The sequence below is a fragment of the Bifidobacterium sp. LH_491 genome (genome assembly GCF_056356495.1).
Genome location: NZ_JBKEUI010000001.1, coordinates 906519 through 922849, shown reverse-complemented (window position 1 = coordinate 922849; position 16331 = coordinate 906519). Strand labels below are relative to the sequence as shown.

The 16331-nt window shown below is 59.4% G+C and carries 11 protein-coding genes, 1 tRNA gene and 1 pseudogene; 4 read left to right on the top strand and 9 right to left on the bottom strand.

The window, feature by feature from the left end; translation table 11 throughout:
- The first annotated feature begins 13 nt into the window (after positions 1–13).
- From AC1AWK_RS03385 to AC1AWK_RS03375, 3 genes and pseudogenes are all read left to right on the top strand, one after another.
- Positions 14–2492 (top strand): annotated as a pseudogene (locus AC1AWK_RS03385) (phosphoketolase).
- Positions 2493–2927: 435 nt separating this feature from the next.
- Entirely contained in the window at positions 2928–4604 is a 1677-nt protein-coding gene (gene pta / locus AC1AWK_RS03380) for a phosphate acetyltransferase (protein ID WP_476568119.1), read from the top strand.
- A 220-nt stretch (positions 4605–4824) separates the two neighbouring features.
- The gene (locus tag AC1AWK_RS03375) at positions 4825–6054 is read left to right on the top strand and encodes an acetate/propionate family kinase (RefSeq protein ID WP_476569577.1); all 1230 of its coding nucleotides are present in this window, start codon (positions 4825–4827) and stop codon (positions 6052–6054) included.
- Positions 6055–6214: 160 nt separating this feature from the next.
- Here AC1AWK_RS03375 and aroA read toward each other — a convergent pair whose 3' ends face one another.
- Positions 6215–7588: a 3-phosphoshikimate 1-carboxyvinyltransferase gene (aroA, locus tag AC1AWK_RS03370; RefSeq protein WP_476568117.1), complete on the bottom strand. Its 1374-nt coding sequence runs from the start codon at positions 7586–7588 to the stop codon at positions 6215–6217.
- 123 nt (positions 7589–7711) lie between these two features.
- Between aroA and AC1AWK_RS03365 the strand changes: the two genes are divergently transcribed.
- Entirely contained in the window at positions 7712–8272 is a 561-nt protein-coding gene (locus AC1AWK_RS03365) for a 3'-5' exonuclease (RefSeq protein WP_476568115.1), read from the top strand.
- Between the two features lie 76 nt (positions 8273–8348).
- Here AC1AWK_RS03365 and AC1AWK_RS03360 read toward each other — a convergent pair whose 3' ends face one another.
- From AC1AWK_RS03360 to AC1AWK_RS03325, 8 genes are all read right to left on the bottom strand, one after another.
- Complete coding sequence (locus AC1AWK_RS03360) at positions 8349–8747, bottom strand: RDD family protein (protein ID WP_476568113.1); 399 nt, start codon at positions 8745–8747, stop codon at positions 8349–8351.
- Between the two features lie 237 nt (positions 8748–8984).
- Positions 8985–9221, bottom strand: coding sequence for a hypothetical protein (locus tag AC1AWK_RS03355; protein WP_476568111.1), 237 nt, complete (start codon positions 9219–9221; stop codon positions 8985–8987).
- A 275-nt stretch (positions 9222–9496) separates the two neighbouring features.
- Positions 9497–9570: transfer RNA gene (locus AC1AWK_RS03350), tRNA-Pro, on the bottom strand.
- 130 nt (positions 9571–9700) lie between these two features.
- A complete protein-coding gene (glgX, locus tag AC1AWK_RS03345; RefSeq protein WP_476568109.1) occupies positions 9701–11842 on the bottom strand; it encodes a glycogen debranching protein GlgX in 2142 nt (713 codons plus the stop codon).
- Between the two features lie 64 nt (positions 11843–11906).
- Positions 11907–12560 (bottom strand): tRNA (adenosine(37)-N6)-threonylcarbamoyltransferase complex ATPase subunit type 1 TsaE, encoded by a 654-nt coding sequence (tsaE, locus tag AC1AWK_RS03340; protein WP_476568107.1) that lies wholly within the window; start codon positions 12558–12560, stop codon positions 11907–11909.
- Positions 12561–12577: 17 nt separating this feature from the next.
- On the bottom strand, positions 12578–13555 hold the full coding sequence (gene holA / locus AC1AWK_RS03335; protein WP_476568105.1) for a DNA polymerase III subunit delta: 978 nt from the start codon (positions 13553–13555) through the stop codon (positions 12578–12580).
- A complete protein-coding gene (locus AC1AWK_RS03330; RefSeq protein ID WP_476568103.1) occupies positions 13473–15359 on the bottom strand; it encodes a ComEC/Rec2 family competence protein in 1887 nt (628 codons plus the stop codon). Before AC1AWK_RS03330 ends, holA begins: the two co-directional genes overlap by 83 nt.
- A complete protein-coding gene (locus AC1AWK_RS03325; RefSeq protein ID WP_476568101.1) occupies positions 15359–16237 on the bottom strand; it encodes a ComEA family DNA-binding protein in 879 nt (292 codons plus the stop codon). The genes AC1AWK_RS03330 and AC1AWK_RS03325 overlap by 1 nt, the downstream gene beginning before the upstream one ends.
- Positions 16238–16331: the final 94 nt, after the last annotated feature.

The following is a 16331-nucleotide window of genomic DNA, read 5'->3' as shown; positions in this document are numbered from 1 at the left end:
TACAGGAGTACACATGACGAGTCCTGTTATTGGCACCCCTTGGAAGAAGCTGGACGCTCCGGTTTCCGAGGCCGCCCTTGAAGGCGTCGACAAGTATTGGCGCGCTTCCAACTACCTTTCCATCGGCCAGATTTATCTGCGCAGCAACCCGCTGATGAAGGAGCCCTTCACCCGTGACGACGTGAAGCACCGCCTGGTGGGCCACTGGGGCACCACCCCGGGCCTGAACTTCCTCATCGGCCACATCAACCGTCTCATCGCTGACCACGGCCAGAACACCGTGATCATCATGGGTCCGGGCCACGGCGGCCCTGCCGGTACGGCGCAGTCCTACCTGGACGGCACCTACACCGAATACTTCCCGAACATCACCAAGGATGAGGCTGGCCTGCAGAAGTTCTTCCGTCAGTTCTCCTACCCGGGCGGTATTCCTTCGCACTTCGCTCCCGAGACCCCGGGATCGATCCACGAAGGCGGCGAGCTGGGCTACGCCCTGAGCCACGCCTATGGCGCGGTCATGAACAACCCGAGCCTGTTCGTTCCGGCTATCGTCGGCGACGGCGAGGCCGAGACCGGCCCGCTGGCCACCGGCTGGCAGTCCAACAAGCTCATCAACCCGCGCACCGACGGTATCGTCCTGCCGATCTTGCACCTCAACGGCTACAAGATCGCCAACCCGACGCTGCTGTCCCGTATCTCCGACGAAGAGCTGCATGAGTTCTTCCACGGCATGGGTTACGAGCCTTACGAGTTCGTCGCTGGCTTCGACGATGAGGATCACATGTCGATCCACCGTCGCTTCGCCGAACTGTTCGAGAGCATCTTCGACGACATCTGCGACATCAAGGCCGCGGCTCAGACCGACGACATGACTCGTCCGTTCTACCCGATGATCATCTTCCGCACCCCGAAGGGTTGGACCTGCCCGAAGTTCATCGACGGCAAGAAGACCGAGGGTTCGTGGCGTGCTCATCAGGTTCCGCTGGCTTCCGCCCGCGACACCCAGGAGCACTTCGAGGTTCTCAAGAACTGGATGGAATCCTACAAGCCGGAAGAGTTGTTCGACGCCAACGGTGCCGTGAAGCCGGAAGTCACCGCCTTCATGCCGACCGGCGAGCTGCGTATCGGCCAGAACCCGAACGCCAACGGCGGCCGCATCCGCGAAGAGCTGGTGCTGCCTGAGCTCGACCAGTATGAGGTCAAGGAAGTTGCCGAGTACGGCCACGGCTGGGGCCAGCTCGAGGCCACCCGCCGTCTTGGTGTGTACACCCGCGACATCATCAAGAACAACCCGGATTCGTTCCGTATCTTCGGACCGGACGAGACCGCTTCCAACCGTCTGCAGGCCGCCTATGAGGTAACCAACAAGCAGTGGGATGCCGGCTACCTGTCCGAGCTGGTTGATGAGCACATGGCCGTCACCGGTCAGGTCACCGAGCAGCTGTCCGAGCATCAGATGGAAGGCTTCCTCGAGGCCTACCTGCTCACCGGCCGTCACGGCATCTGGAGCTCCTACGAGTCCTTCGTGCACGTGATTGACTCCATGCTGAACCAGCACGCCAAGTGGCTGGAGGCTACCGTTCGTGAGATTCCGTGGCGTAAGCCGATCTCCTCGATGAACTTGCTGGTCTCCTCGCACGTGTGGCGTCAGGATCACAACGGCTTCTCTCACCAGGATCCGGGTGTGACCTCCGTCTTGCTGAACAAGACCTTCAACAACGATCACGTGGTTGACATCTACTTCCCCGCCGACTCCAACATGTTGCTGGCCGTCGCCGAGAAGTGCTACAAGTCCACCAACAAGATCAACGCCATCTTCGCTGGCAAGCAGCCGGCCGCTACCTGGCTGACCCTCGACGAAGCTCGCGCCGAGCTCGAGAAGGGTGTTGCCGAGTGGAAGTGGGCCTCCAACGCCAAGTCCAACGATGAGGTGCAGGTTGTGCTCGCCGCCGCCGGTGACGTTCCCACCCAGGAAGTCATGGCTGCCGCCGACAAGCTCAACGAGCTGGGCGTCAAGTTCAAGGTCGTCAACGTGGTGGATCTGCTCAAGCTGCAGTCCGCCAAGGAGAACAACGAGGCTCTCTCCGATGAGGAGTTCGCTGAGCTGTTCACCGAGGACAAGCCGGTGCTGTTCGCGTACCACTCCTACGCACACGACGTGCGTGCCTTGGTCTACGATCGCCCGAACCACGACAACTTCAACGTGCATGGTTACAAGGAGCAGGGCTCCACGACCACGCCGTTCGACATGGTTCGCGTCAACGACATGGACCGTTACGAGCTCGTCGCCGAAGCGCTGCGCATGATCGATGCCGCCAAGTACGCTGGCGAGATCGAGAAGCTGGAAGCCTTCCGTACCGAAGCGTTCCAGTTCGCGGTCGACAACGGCTACGATCACCCGGATTACACCGACTGGGTGTACTCCGACGTGAAGACCGACAAGCAGGGTGCCGTCCACCGCCACCGCCGCCACCGCTGGCGACAACGAGTGACCCATCCCGCGTGAGCGGTTACTAGCCTAAGGGTCATGAGCCCCGGGACTTACAGTCTCGGGGCTTTTCGTATATCAGACCAAATAGGCACTCAGCAGAACGGACACCGAAACCAGGTCAAATATTGCATACTGGATTAGATGTCGTATACAAAGTCAGATATTACATACGGGATCGGGCGCCAATACCAGGCCAGATACCATATAGCAAAACAAGTTTCAAGAGACAATCCCCTCTTACATGATAATGGTTCATACCCTGTCACGACACCAAAACCCGGTACTTCATCCAACGAAAACCTATCGGAGCACCTAAAGAAAACGTGGCAACTCACCCACGAAACACCAACAGCATGTGAACGATAACGCACTACAATGAGCAATGGTGTGAACGAAGCAGTCACACACAACACAGCATGAATACAGAGGAGACATCGTGAGTCTTACCAGCGTCTACATCGCCAGTCCAGAAGGCGGCAACGGTCGCAACGTCGTCGCATACGGCGTGCTCAACGCCCTGACATCCGTGGGAAACACCGGCGTATTCCGCCCGGCAGCCTGCAAGCGTTCCGCGTTGACCGAGCCACTGCTCAAGGCTTCCACCGCTGGACAAGACCCCGCCAGCGTTCGTGGCGTCTGCCCGCGCCAAGCGCGTGAAGACAAGGACGGCGCGCGCGGAGACATCGTCGCCTCCTATCACGAATCGTTGGACGCCTGCCAGGCAGACGCCATGGTAATCGTGGGCACTGATTCCTCGCCGATTTTCGACCCGGCCAACTTCGCTTTCAACGCCGATGTTGCGGCCGATTTGCAGGCTCCCGTGTTCCTTGCCGTATGCACGATCCCGCGCAACGGCGAAGAGGTCAAGGCCACCGTCCAGGCATGCACCGCCATGGTCGAAGAAGCCGGATCGCAAGTCGCCGGCGTTTTCATCACCGGATGCACGGACGAGAAAGCCGCCGACGCCAAGCAGGCTCTCGCCGACAGCAAGGTTCCCGTATGGACGATTCCCGCCATGGACTTCCCCACCGAAGATGGCACCGACGAAGCGAGCGTGCTTGACACCTTCCGCAAGCACGCGCCCGCCGAAGAGATCCTCGCCGCCTTGCGAGTCCCCTTCGACGCGCCCACCACGCCGTACGCCTTCCAGTACAGCTTGTTGGGCAAGGCCAAGTCAGACAAGAAGACCATCGTTTTGCCTGAAGGTCAGGAAGACCGCATTATCCGTGCCGCCGACTACCTGCTCGCGCGCGACATCGTCGACCTGATCATCGTAGGCGACCGTGACGCGATTCTCGCACGCGGCGAAGCCTTGGGGCTAACCTCACTGAACAAGGCGACATTCCAGGCCATGGATGACGAAACCGTGCTCGAACCCATGATTGCCAAACTGTGCGAACTACGCGCCAAGAAGGGCATGACCGCAGAACAGGCCCGTCAGCAGTTGGCCGACGCCAGCTACTTCGGCACCATGCTGGTGGTGCTCGGCAAGGCCGATGGTTTGGTTTCCGGCTCGGTGAACTCCACGGCCAATACGGTGCGCCCCGCCTTGCAGGTCATCAAGACCAAGCCCGATGCCTCGCTGGTTTCCGGAGCTTTCCTCATGTGCTTCAAAGATCATGTCGCCATCTTCGCCGATTGCGCCATCAACCTCAACCCGAACGCCGAACAGCTTGCGGACATCGCCATCCAATCGGCGCAAACCGCCAAGGCATTCGGTATGGAACCCAAGGTGGGCATGCTCTCCTACTCCACGCTCGGCTCCGGCAAGGGGCCGGACGTTGACTTGGTGGAAGAAGCCACGGCCATCGTCAAGACCAAGGCTCCCGAACTGGCCGTCGTCGGATCGATTCAGTTCGATGCGGCATGGTCGCCCACCGTCGCCGCCGCCAAGGCCAAGGGCAACGATGTGGCCGGACACGTCAACGTCTTCGTGTTCCCAAACCTATGCGCCGGCAACATTGGCTACAAGGCCGTGCAACGTTCTTCGGGAGCGTTGGCCGTTGGCCCAGTGCTGCAAGGTCTCAACCGTCCGGTCAATGACCTGAGCCGTGGCGCGTTGGTGCAGGACATCATCAACACGGTGGCGCTTACCGCCATCGAAGCGCAGTAATACCACGTGTCGCCGCGGCAATGCCGCGCGCATATAAGACATGCCATCGCGTTCATGCGCGAGGTTGATAGGCACACCTATGACAGTGTGAGCCGAATCACCTCGCGCATGATGCTGTGATGGCACCATATTCGTGCCATTTGTAGGCGCTGACGAGTATGGTGAATTATTGGAAAGCCGTTTGTTCGGCACATCGATTACAACATGGAGGATGCTCACCATGGCACAAACCGTCCTTGTCATCAATTCCGGTTCCAGCTCCATCAAGTATCAGCTGGTTGATCTTGAGTCCGGCGAAGGCATCGCTTCCGGCCTGGTCGAGAAGATTGGCGAACCGGTAGACGGACACTACAAGCACGAGTTCGAAGGCGTCAAGCATGAGCTGGAAGAGCCCATCCACGATCATGAGCAGGGTCTCAAGCGCGTGCTCGGCTTCTTCGAAGAGCACGGTCCGAAGCTGTCCGAAGCCGGCATCGTTGCCGTTGGACACCGCGTCGTCCAGGGTGGTTCCATCTTCCCGAAGCCTGCACTCGTCACCGACAAGACCATCAACCAGGTCAAGGATCTGGCTGTGCTCGCCCCGCTGCACAACGGCCCGGAAGCCGTCGGCGCCGAAGTCATGCGTGAGCTGCTGCCCGATGTGCCGCAGGTCTTCGTATTCGATTCCTCCTTCTTCTTCCAGCTGCCGAAGGCGGCCAGCACCTATGCGCTGAACAAGGAAATCGCCGAGCAGTACCACATCCGCCGTTACGGCGCGCACGGCACCAGCCACGAGTTCATCTCCTCCGTGGTGCCGGACATCGTCGGCAAGCCCGCCGAAGGACTCAAGCAGATCGTGTTGCACATCGGCAACGGCGCTTCCGCTTCCGCTGAGGTTTCCGGTGAGCCCGTCGAAACCTCCATGGGTCTGACCCCGCTTGAGGGTCTGATGATGGGTGGCCGTACCGGCGACATCGACCCGGCCGTCGTCTTCCACCTGATCCGCAACGCACACATGAACGTGGACGAGCTCGACGCGCTGTTCAACAAGCGCTCCGGCATGATGGGCATGACCGGCTTCGGCGATCTGCGAGAAGTACATCGCCTCATCGCCGAAGGCAACGAGGACGCCAAGCTCGCGCTGGATGTCTACGTGCATCGCATCGTTGGTTACATCGGCAACTACACCGCTCAGATGGGTGGCGTGGATGTCATCACCTTCACCGCTGGTGTTGGCGAGAACGACGAAATCGTGCGTCGCAAGGTGTGTGAGAAGCTCGCTCCGTTCGGCGTCAAAATCGATATGGAGAAGAACGACACCCGCTCCAAGGAGCCGCGCATCATCTCCACTCCGGATTCCTCAGTCATCATCGCGGTCATCCCGACCAACGAAGAGCTGGCCATCGCCCGCAAGTCCGCCGCCATCGCGGAGAACGGCAAGGATTCCTACGGCAACGAGTTCGCTCGCTGACATAGGGTAGCTTCCAGACAATAGTCGATATCGACACGACGAGGGGTTGGACTCTTACGAGAGCCCAACCCCTCGCTGCATATGAGCATCGTGCTATTGAGAATCGTGGTATACGAGGTCGATATGTGAGGTCGTGATACGTACGATCCAATACGACGTATTACGAAGCCAGCATCGCAGACCACATGTCCACAAAATCCGGCAGTGTTTTGCGCGTCGTCTGCACATCACGCACCACGATGTCGGGAACCACCAGTCCCAACATCGCCGCAAAGGTAGCCATGCGATGATCCGCATACGTGTCCATGGTCGCACCACGCAACCTAGATACAGGCGTACCCGCAAGAGCAATGCCATCGGCCAGTTCCTCGGCCTCACCGCCCACACGCCTGATCTCCGTCACCAACGCCGCCAAGCGATCGGTCTCATGACCGCGAAGATGCGCGATACCCGTTATGGACGTCGGCGCATCGGCAACCGCCAGCAGCGCCGCCAAGGAAGGCGCCAACTCCCCCGCCGCCCGCAAATCGCAAGTACCCAACCCATGAATGACGCCGTTACCCCGTACCTGGCAGTAACGCACCCCGTCACGCGTCGGAAACGATACGTCGGCGCCCATGTCAGCCAGCAGATTCGGCAGTAATCCGCCCGGCTGCGTCGTATGTTCCGGCCAATACGGCACGCTTACCGTGCCACCAGCCAGCAACGCCGCTCCAAGGAATGGCGCCGCGTTCGACAGGTCAGGCTCAACGTCGACCCGCTCGGGCAACTGGAGGGCCGCCGGAGCAACCGTCCACGACATGGCGGTATCGTCAACCGCCACCGAGCCGCCGGCCGCAGCAATATCCGCAACCGTCATGCGAATATGCGGCATGCTGGGCACTTGGGCGCCCGTATGGCACACCCGCAAAGCGAACGGCAAGCGAGACGCCGCCAACAACATGCCCGAAATAAACTGCGACGACATCGAAGCGTCCATCGACACCGCCACAGGCTCGCCTCCCGCGTGACGCTCCGCCAACGCGTGCATATGCTCCGGCGACGGCGGCACCACCGTAAAGGGAAGAAAACCAGGCGTGCCATGGTAGATAACCTGCGCCCCCAACTGACGCAAACCATCCAACAACGGTTCCATAGGGCGGGCGTACGCCTGACGGTCGCCATCAAACCGCACCGCGCCATTCGCATACAACGCCAGCGCAGGCACAAACCGCATCACCGTACCAGCCAAACCGCAATACACCGCCACATTGCCGCGCAACACGCCGTCGGCTGGAGGGGTAACCACCACCGTCGTCTCACAGGAAGCATCCACCTGACAGCGCACCCCCAATGCGCGCAACGCATCCATCATCAGCTCAGTGTCACGCGAACGCAGCAGCCCGCGCAAAGTGACCGGACGCTTGCCCAATGCCGCCAGCACCAGATAACGGTTCGACAACGATTTGCTCCCCGGCACCGCCACCGTGGCATGCAGCGGATGCGCCGCCACTGGCGCGGACCACAAGGACAACGACGTATCTTCGACACTCATGCACTCCATACTAGCGGCAGCATCGCCGCCCATGCTTGGTATTTCCGCATGGCGGAGCCACAACCACAGACAAGCAAGGCATACCCTCGGCTAGAATACGGAAAGCACGACCTAAGGAGCGATATGGAACGGCCCCATAAAGGACAAAGCCTACTGATTGCCGCAGATGACTACATTTGTCTCGATTTGGAAACCACCGGCGTGAGCCCGTACTCATGCTCCATCATCGAAATCGGTGCCGTGAAAGTGGTCGACGGCAAGGAAGTCGACCGGTACACGCAGCTCATCGACCCGCAGTGCGCGCTGAATCCTTTCATCACCAATCTCACCGGCATCACCAACGCCATGCTGGACGGCCAGCCCACCGCCGAGCGCGTCCTACCGGACTTCTTCCAATGGGTCGGCCGCGACGCGCTGATCGTCGGCCATAATGTCAACTTCGACGTGAACTTCCTCTACGACCACGGCATGCGCGTCATGGGCACGCCATTCGCCAACGACTTCGTCGACACCATGCGCATCAGCCGCACACTCTACCCCCGCGAACGACATCATCGCCTCCTAGACCTCATCCAACGCTTCGACATCGCCGACACGGAAGAACACCGCGCGCTCTCCGACGCGCTGCAAACCGTGGAATGTTACGAATACATGAAATCCGCGCTTATGCAACGCGCCGCATAACGGCGACGCATAAGCGAGAAGCGAAGACAAGGCCTGCGGGCTGACAGGATTTGAACCTGCGATATCGTAGGTATATCTATTCCTCGACGATTACGACAGTGTTCGTGATGGTATCAGCGAATGTCTGTCCTTGGCGGTTCCACAGAGGACGGAGGAATCCAATGAACAGAATGTAGTCAACCAAGTGCGCCACCTCGCGCGCGGCCATTCTCAACCGCGACGCGGGAAGAAGCGAACTTCGATCGAGCACTTGAAGCTTGAGGATACGATGCGCCCACGATCGTCCGTCACGCGTGGAAAGGACGGAAATCAAGCAAGCGACGACGGCGGAAACGCAGATAACCCAAAATCCGCCGATTCCAGCCGGAGCGGATCTGCCGAAAAGGACGGTGCCGAGCAATTGAGACAGCAAGGATGTGGGCAATATTATGCGCAGCACATACGCAGCTATTCTGCGACACCAAATAAGCACCATCGACGCCTCCTCTATCGGATTTCCAGCACCACCATTCGTCGGCGAATGCATGGGAGGAAATCGTCAGTCAGATACCCCTTCTGAGAATACGATAAAATTCATTTCTTGTCTAGTTTGGACAGTACGTCTTTCCCAAGCCGCTGAACGATCCCATGCTGTCTTGATCGCATCAAGCATCTTGCGCCGGTCGTCAAAGAACTCCTCAATGAATGGATGCCCATATCCCGGGCCGAGACGCTACCACGAGTGACGTTCCGTCTGCCCGAAAGTGGATTCCCATAGTGCGATGGATTGCCGCGCCTGCTCGCTCCAATCGTATTCATGGTTATCAATGATCTCGTCCATATCATGCATGAATGTGCCAAGGATTGCAGGCAGGTCATAGGAGCCATCAGGCTTGACCGGTATGCGTACCGTCTCACGACGGTACGCATCAATATTCATGATCGGATGACCGTTAAGCTCTGCGACCATGAAGCCTTTGCAGTACCATGCCCTTCGGCATCGCGGTAAAACAGACCGGCCAACGGCGAATCGTCAAGTATAAAGCAACCGATCGGCACCCCAGCCATCAGCATATGCGCCGTACCCATCTGTGCAACCTCCATCATTGGCGGATATCTCCAATATAGTGGAGTCGAATCTTGGTGTAATCGTCACGTGTGATGCTTGCGACGGCGTAGCAGACATGCTGAGATTGCTTTGACACAAAAGAAGCCCTATTTCCAATCGAAAATAGGGCCTTTCGGTCGGGCTGACAGGATTTGAACCTGCGACATCCTGCTCCCAAAGCAGGCGCGCTACCAAACTGCGCTACAGCCCGTCGTGCGCGTTCACGCACAATGCACCATTGTAACGCACTGCATCCACTACGACACGCATGGGCGCGGTGCTTTGCGCTCGCTTCGGCAAAACCCCGCCGCACAACCCACTGCCCATTGTGCAGACACGCCCTACAATATCGCGCCTTCGCGCTGCGGAGCATCACCCATTAGCATGAGGAAACTACGCGACTGAGCGGTGATGGTGAACCCTGCCTCGTAGTTCAAATCCGGCGCATGCGGATCCGAAGTGTCCACGATGAGTTTCCAATGCCGCCCGTACTGTTCCGCCGGCAGCGTGAAGGTGATCGGCTCGTAATGCGCGTTGAACAACAACAAGAAATCATTATCCATCATACGATTGCCATACCAATCGGTTTCGGGGATGTCCCCGCCGTTGAGATACACCATTACCGATAGCGCGTGCGTGTCCTGCCAATCTTCCAAATCCATAATGGAACCCGTATGGTCGAACCATTCGACCTGCGGCAGCGTGTCCATATCGTCGCCGGGTTCACGCCCGGTGAAGAAGCGGCGGCGATGCAACACGGGATGGTCACGCCGCAAATGGATGAGCCGCGTGGCGAACGCGAGCATGTCACGCTGGTCATCATCAAGATTCCAATCGGTCCACGAAATGGCGCTGTCCTGGCAATACGCATTGTTGTTGCCTTGCTGGGTGCGCATCACCTCGTCACCGCCGCACACCATGGGTACACCTTGGCTGACCAGCAGCGTGGCGAACATGTTGCGCATTTGACGCTGTCGCAGCTCGTTGACGTCACGTATGGGGGTTTGCCCCTCCACGCCGCAGTTCCATGAACGGTTGTTGTTTTCGCCGTCGCGGTTGCCTTCGCCGTTGAGCTCATTGTGTTTTTCGTTATAGCTCACCAAATCGCGCATGGTAAAGCCGTCATGGCAGGTAATGAAATTCACTGACGCCACCGGACGGCGGCCGTTCTCCTGATACAAGTCGGAACTACCCATCAGGCGGCTGGCGAACTCGGGCAACGTCGAGGGCTGCGAACGCCAGAAATCGCGCACGCAATCACGATATCGACCGTTCCATTCCGACCAGTTGGCCGGGAAACCGCCCACCTGATAGCCACCCGATCCCAAATCCCATGGTTCGGCAATCAGCTTGACCCGTGAAATCACCGGATCCTGCGCCACAATGTCGAAAAATGCGCTCAGCTTGTCCACTTCTTGGAACTGCCTGGCCAAGGTGGCCGCGAGGTCGAACCGGAAGCCGTCGACATGCATGTCGGTCACCCAATACCGCAGACTGTCGGTGATCAGCTGCAGGGCGTGCGGCGAACGCATAAGCAACGAATTGCCGGTACCAGTAGTGTCGAAATAATGCTGCGGATCGTTGTCGACCAGTCGATAATATTCGCGGTTGTCAATGCCTTTGAGACTTAGCGTGGTTCCAAGGTCATTGCCTTCCGCCGTATGGTTGTACACCACGTCGAGGATGACTTCCATGCCGGCGTAATGATATGCCTTGACCATGGCCTTGAATTCGTTGACCTGCTCGCCGCGCTGCCCGGAACTCGAATAGGCGTTGTGCGGCGCAAAATAGCCGATGGTGTTGTATCCCCAGTAGTTGCTCAATCCACGCTCCTGTAGGAACGTGTCATTGACGAACTGATGGATCGGCATGAGCTCAATGGCGGTCACGCCCAACTTCTGCAGGTATTCGATGACGGCCGGATGCGCCAAACCGGCATAGGTACCGCGCAAATTCGGCGGTACCAAAGCGTTGAGATTGGTCATGCCGCGCACATGCGCCTCATAAATCACCGAATCGTGATACGGAATGAAGGGATGGCGGTCGCTGCCCCAATCGAAATATGGATTGATGACCGCGGCTTTCATGGTATGCGCCGCGGAATCCAAGTCATTCATGTCATGAATATCGTCCGGACGGTCGAACCAGTAGGAAAACAGGCTTTCATCACCGTCGATATTGCCCTCTATGGCTTTGGCGTACGGGTCGAGCAGCAACTTATGCGGATTGCAACGCAAACCCCGCGCGGGATCATACGGGCCATAGACACGGTAACCATACCGTTGTCCAGGCTGAATCCCGGGCAAATAATTGTGCCACACGTAAGAATTTTGCTCGGTCATGGGCACGCGCGTCTCCACGCCGGCCTCGTCAAACAAACATAATTCAACGCGTTCGGCGACTTGGGAGTACAGCGCGAAATTCACGCCGGCGCCGTCGTAGCTGGCACCCAGCGGATACATGGAACCCGGTCTGATCTGCATGACTCCAGTATGACATGCCGACGCCGAGAATGAAGGGCATGCGCGATGTTCCGTATCGCAATCCTCACATGACGCCCACGACTTGCACGGCATACCAGCGTTCCAACTGCCGGACACGATCGGTCCACGCAGCCCCGACGCCGACGCACCGCACGATGCGTTCGCCCTCGCTCGTCAACGCGTCCTGAAGACCGACCTGGCCGTCACCATCCTGGCTGTCCAACGCAGCATCCTTGCCGCCCATCGGCACGCACACCGGACGATCCACATGAATTTCCAGCCGTTCGGGAGCCAACGCGGCAATCATCTGCTCGCCCCACTCCATAAGAATCACCGTATTATGCGACGGAGATTCCAACACTTCGTCCAATCCCAACGACTCCAACTCATCCAACAGTTGATCGACGCTGTTCTGCCCCGGCGCATACACCTTACCTCCCAGCCGATAGGCGTCCACATGCACCACATGCATATCGCTGCCGTCAGGCAAACGGCCATCCAATTCACGGGCTATGGTGAACGTCGGTGACACAATAGGTTCCTCGATATGCAGCCCGGCGCCGAACCCTTGCGCAAACGTGGTTTTGCCGGCTCCCAGCGGGCCGGACAGCAGCATCACATCGCCGCCCTTGGCCAATTCGGCCACACCAACGCCCAACCGCCGCATATCCTGCGCGGTCGGCACTCGAAAACTTGCCGTCACCGTCTGCTCATGCATCCGCTTCACTCCTCCAACTACCGCCGTATCCCACGCGCGCCGATCAATACAATCGCCTGCTCCAGAGCATATATCGGATCGCCCCCATTGGTTTTGCACTGTTCGTCGGCATCCGCCAACGCTTGAATGCACGTGCCCAAACCAACGGACGTCCACCCCGACAGCAACGCCATGCTTTTGCGCAGAATGTACGGATTGGTCTTGGATTCCGCTTGGGAAATCACTCCGGACTTCACCGCAGAGGCCTTGGCCAGGGTGCGCAGTTTCATTGCCAATGCGCCGATCAACGCAATCGGGTCGATACCTTGTTCGATCGCCTGACGCATGGTGATGATGGCTTCGCTGGTTCGACCCGCCAATGCGGCATCGGCGACCGCGAATCCCGTAACCTGCGGGTTGCCAGTCAAATACTGGTTGACCAACGCCAACGTTATGGGATCATCGTCAAAATCAAAACACAACTGGCGGCACATCGCCGCCAACTCGCCCGTACGCTCCCCCAACACCGCGACTAATTGCTGCGCTGCCGCCGGTTCGACACGACGGTGCAGCCGCTCGAACATCGCCATGACGAAATTGAGCTTCGCCTCCGCGGTTTTCAAATCGGGCACCGGATCCTTATAGGCCCCCGCCTTGGCGAGCTGGTCCAATACCCGCTTGCCCTTCACGCCGCCTTCATGACCGCAAATCACCACGCAAGGCGCGTCTGCGCTCGCCACATCCTTGCAGTAGGACACCATCGCCTGTGTCAAATCCTCATCAGCCAACTGAAGATTCTCCATCATCACTATGGAGGATTCAGCCAACAACGACGGACTGACCGCCTCATCGAACGCATACCGAGACGTGGTAGCGGCGTCCAATTGCACGACGTCGGCGTCAGGCATCAACTGTCGGGCACGCTGCTGCCAATCACGGCGGGACATCTCGTTGAGATACGGGTCTGACCCCACCACCACGATAACCGACGCGGGAAGTGTTCGCTGTGTTGCCATACTCTTCACTCTGATGCCATTGGTGGACAAGACGTCGTCTGCGCAACGCCGGCAGCGCAATCTGCCAATCACGCTCGTCCACAGCCTGGTCAAGCATCGGCGGCAGTTCCTTACACCATATCGCCATCGCCGCATACCACGGCATACGCAATGGATGGCCCTGCCCCATGCCACGCATTCGCCAACGCACCACTGTCATGATGCGCAACAGCGCTGCTATCGCCGATATCAAAAGTTGCGCGACCACCATCAGCCATGCGCCACGCACGCCACCCGACCAAGGAACCGCCGGCAACCGCGCGTCTCCCAACCACCACGCACACCGTTCCATCAACGATGTGCCCATCCCCGCCATCCATGACAACATATGAGCGCCCCATCCCCATACCGGTGCCAACACCAGCGCCGCCAGCCCACACACCGTGGCCGCGTCCACTACCGGCGCCACCGCCATATTGGACAGTATCGAGCACAGCGGCAAACGCGGCGTCATCATCACTTGTAACGGCAACGTCGCCCACTGGGCCGCCAGGGTTACCGACAGCGCCCCCGCCACAGGTCCCGGGACCCACAACCGCAACGCCCTGCGCCACGGCTCGGCCAACGTGGCTATGCCGAACACAGCCGCGCATGACAGCGCAAACCCCATGCTGCGCGCCAACCATGGCTGCAATACCAGCATCGCCATCACCGTCCAGCTCAACGCACTCACCGTCTGCGCCCGCCGACCGATCATACGTGCGCCGCATACCAGCAATCCCATCACCAGAGCGCGTGTCACCGAATCCGAGGCGATCATGGTGCGCGACAGTGCGACAAACGCCAACGCCGTCATAGCCTCCACCACACCACGGGGCAACCCCACCCATGCGCCGCCACGGCGCACCAACGTACCCAGCAAGGCAAAATGTCCGCCCGACACCGCCATGAGATGGATGATGCCGGCATCGCGAAACGCCATATTGAGGCGTTGCGCATAAGCCTCATCGACACTGACAGTACGGCTGACGGTTTCATCGCTCACCACGGCATCGCTACCCAACACGCCGAGCGTCAGTCCGGGCACCAACACCTTGGCCTGGTCCGGCAACCCCGCGCATGCTGCGATCAAGCCATGCTGCATGGCGGCGACCATGCGTTGCACTCCCGACGGCGACGCAAGGCGTTGTACGGTATCCGCCGGCGATGACGTCGACTGCACGAGCCACCATGGCACGGTGCCGTACTCCGCCGGCCGCACGGTAACGCTAACGGCATACACCCCCGTGGTATACAACTGCCGACAGGTCGGCTCGTCGGCAAACAGCACGGCACGTGCGTGGGAGGCGCGCGATTGTCCGCCGATGCGTATCGAAGTCAACGCCGTCTGAGCTTGGCAATATCCACGACCCGACGAGGCACGCACCGGAGCCGTAACTAGCCGCATTACCGCCCGCACCGGTTCCTGTATGTCAGATGCAACGGCAGCCACATCGCTGCGCTGCCACCATGCGTTGACACTGGCCGCATATCCACCCAGCAACGAGGCACTACAGAGCAACACACACCATACGACGGCATAGCGCATAAGACGACGCGAGCTTCGCCGCCACACCCAGCATGCCACCACCAACGCTGCCAGCATCCATGTGCCGACGCACAACATCGGCGCTGCGCCAGCAACACCAGCGGCATGCCCAGTATGCTCATACCACTGTTGCACCAGTATGCTTGAGGCCCACATGACCAGTGCGCACGGCAGCGTACGCCAATCGCGGCTGCCTTGCTCCACCGCGCACCAATCGTCGGTATGCCGTGCCGCCATTACACATGCACCTGCGAACGGAGTTTTTCCAAGGTTTTTGGACCGATGCCATCAACCTGTAGCAACTGGTCGACGCTGGTAAACCGGCCGATGGTGTTGCGATACATGACAATCGCTCGGGCGGTTACCGGGCCGACGCCACGCAACGTCTGCAGTTCGCTTTCGCTTGCCGTATTGAGATCCAATCCCGGTTGTGAGGACGGTGCGGATGCCTCGGGTACCGATGGCACATCAGCGGATGAGGGACCGGGCTGCGTACCGGAATCGGAGGGAACGAGTGATGGTGCGGTCTGTCCATGGGATTGCCCGTCACGCATGGCATCCGTCGCATCATCCGTGTGAGTGTCACGCCGGTTCCCATTGCCCTGAGACGAGCCGTCGAGTCGTTTGTCTGCTTTGCCGCCACCCCCTGTTGAATCCTTCCTCGCGGCGATCGGCTGGCCCTCCATGACGGAGAAATTCATCGCCTGTTGCACCAGCATGGTGAGACTTGCGCAGAGCAATACCGTCAGCACCAGCATCACCACCAACGCGTGGATGGGTTTGACGACGAGACGCACACGATGGCGCGGTTTGTCATACCGCCCTTCGGCATCCTGCGGCCGTACTCCCACCAGCATGGACAATGCCTGCGCGGTACTGGAACACCGAGTTCCCTCGCGTGGCGTCGAAGCCGACGATGATGACGACGCAGACACAGACGCAGATGCCGCCACCGATGACGCTGGCGGCATCGGTGGCGGCGGAGGTTCTGCGCACACGACGGCACGCCGTCGCATCACAGCTACAGGTTGCGCGCGCCGGCCCGGTTGCATACCCGCCAAGGTCTGCAACCGCTGCGCGCAAGAACCAGTGTCATGCCCATAAACAATGCCCATGACTCCACTGTGCGGGAATCATGGGCATAATGACAAGCGTCATGCGCCATGGTGGTCGAAGGCTCGACCACCGGCGTGTCCGAGCGCTTGACCG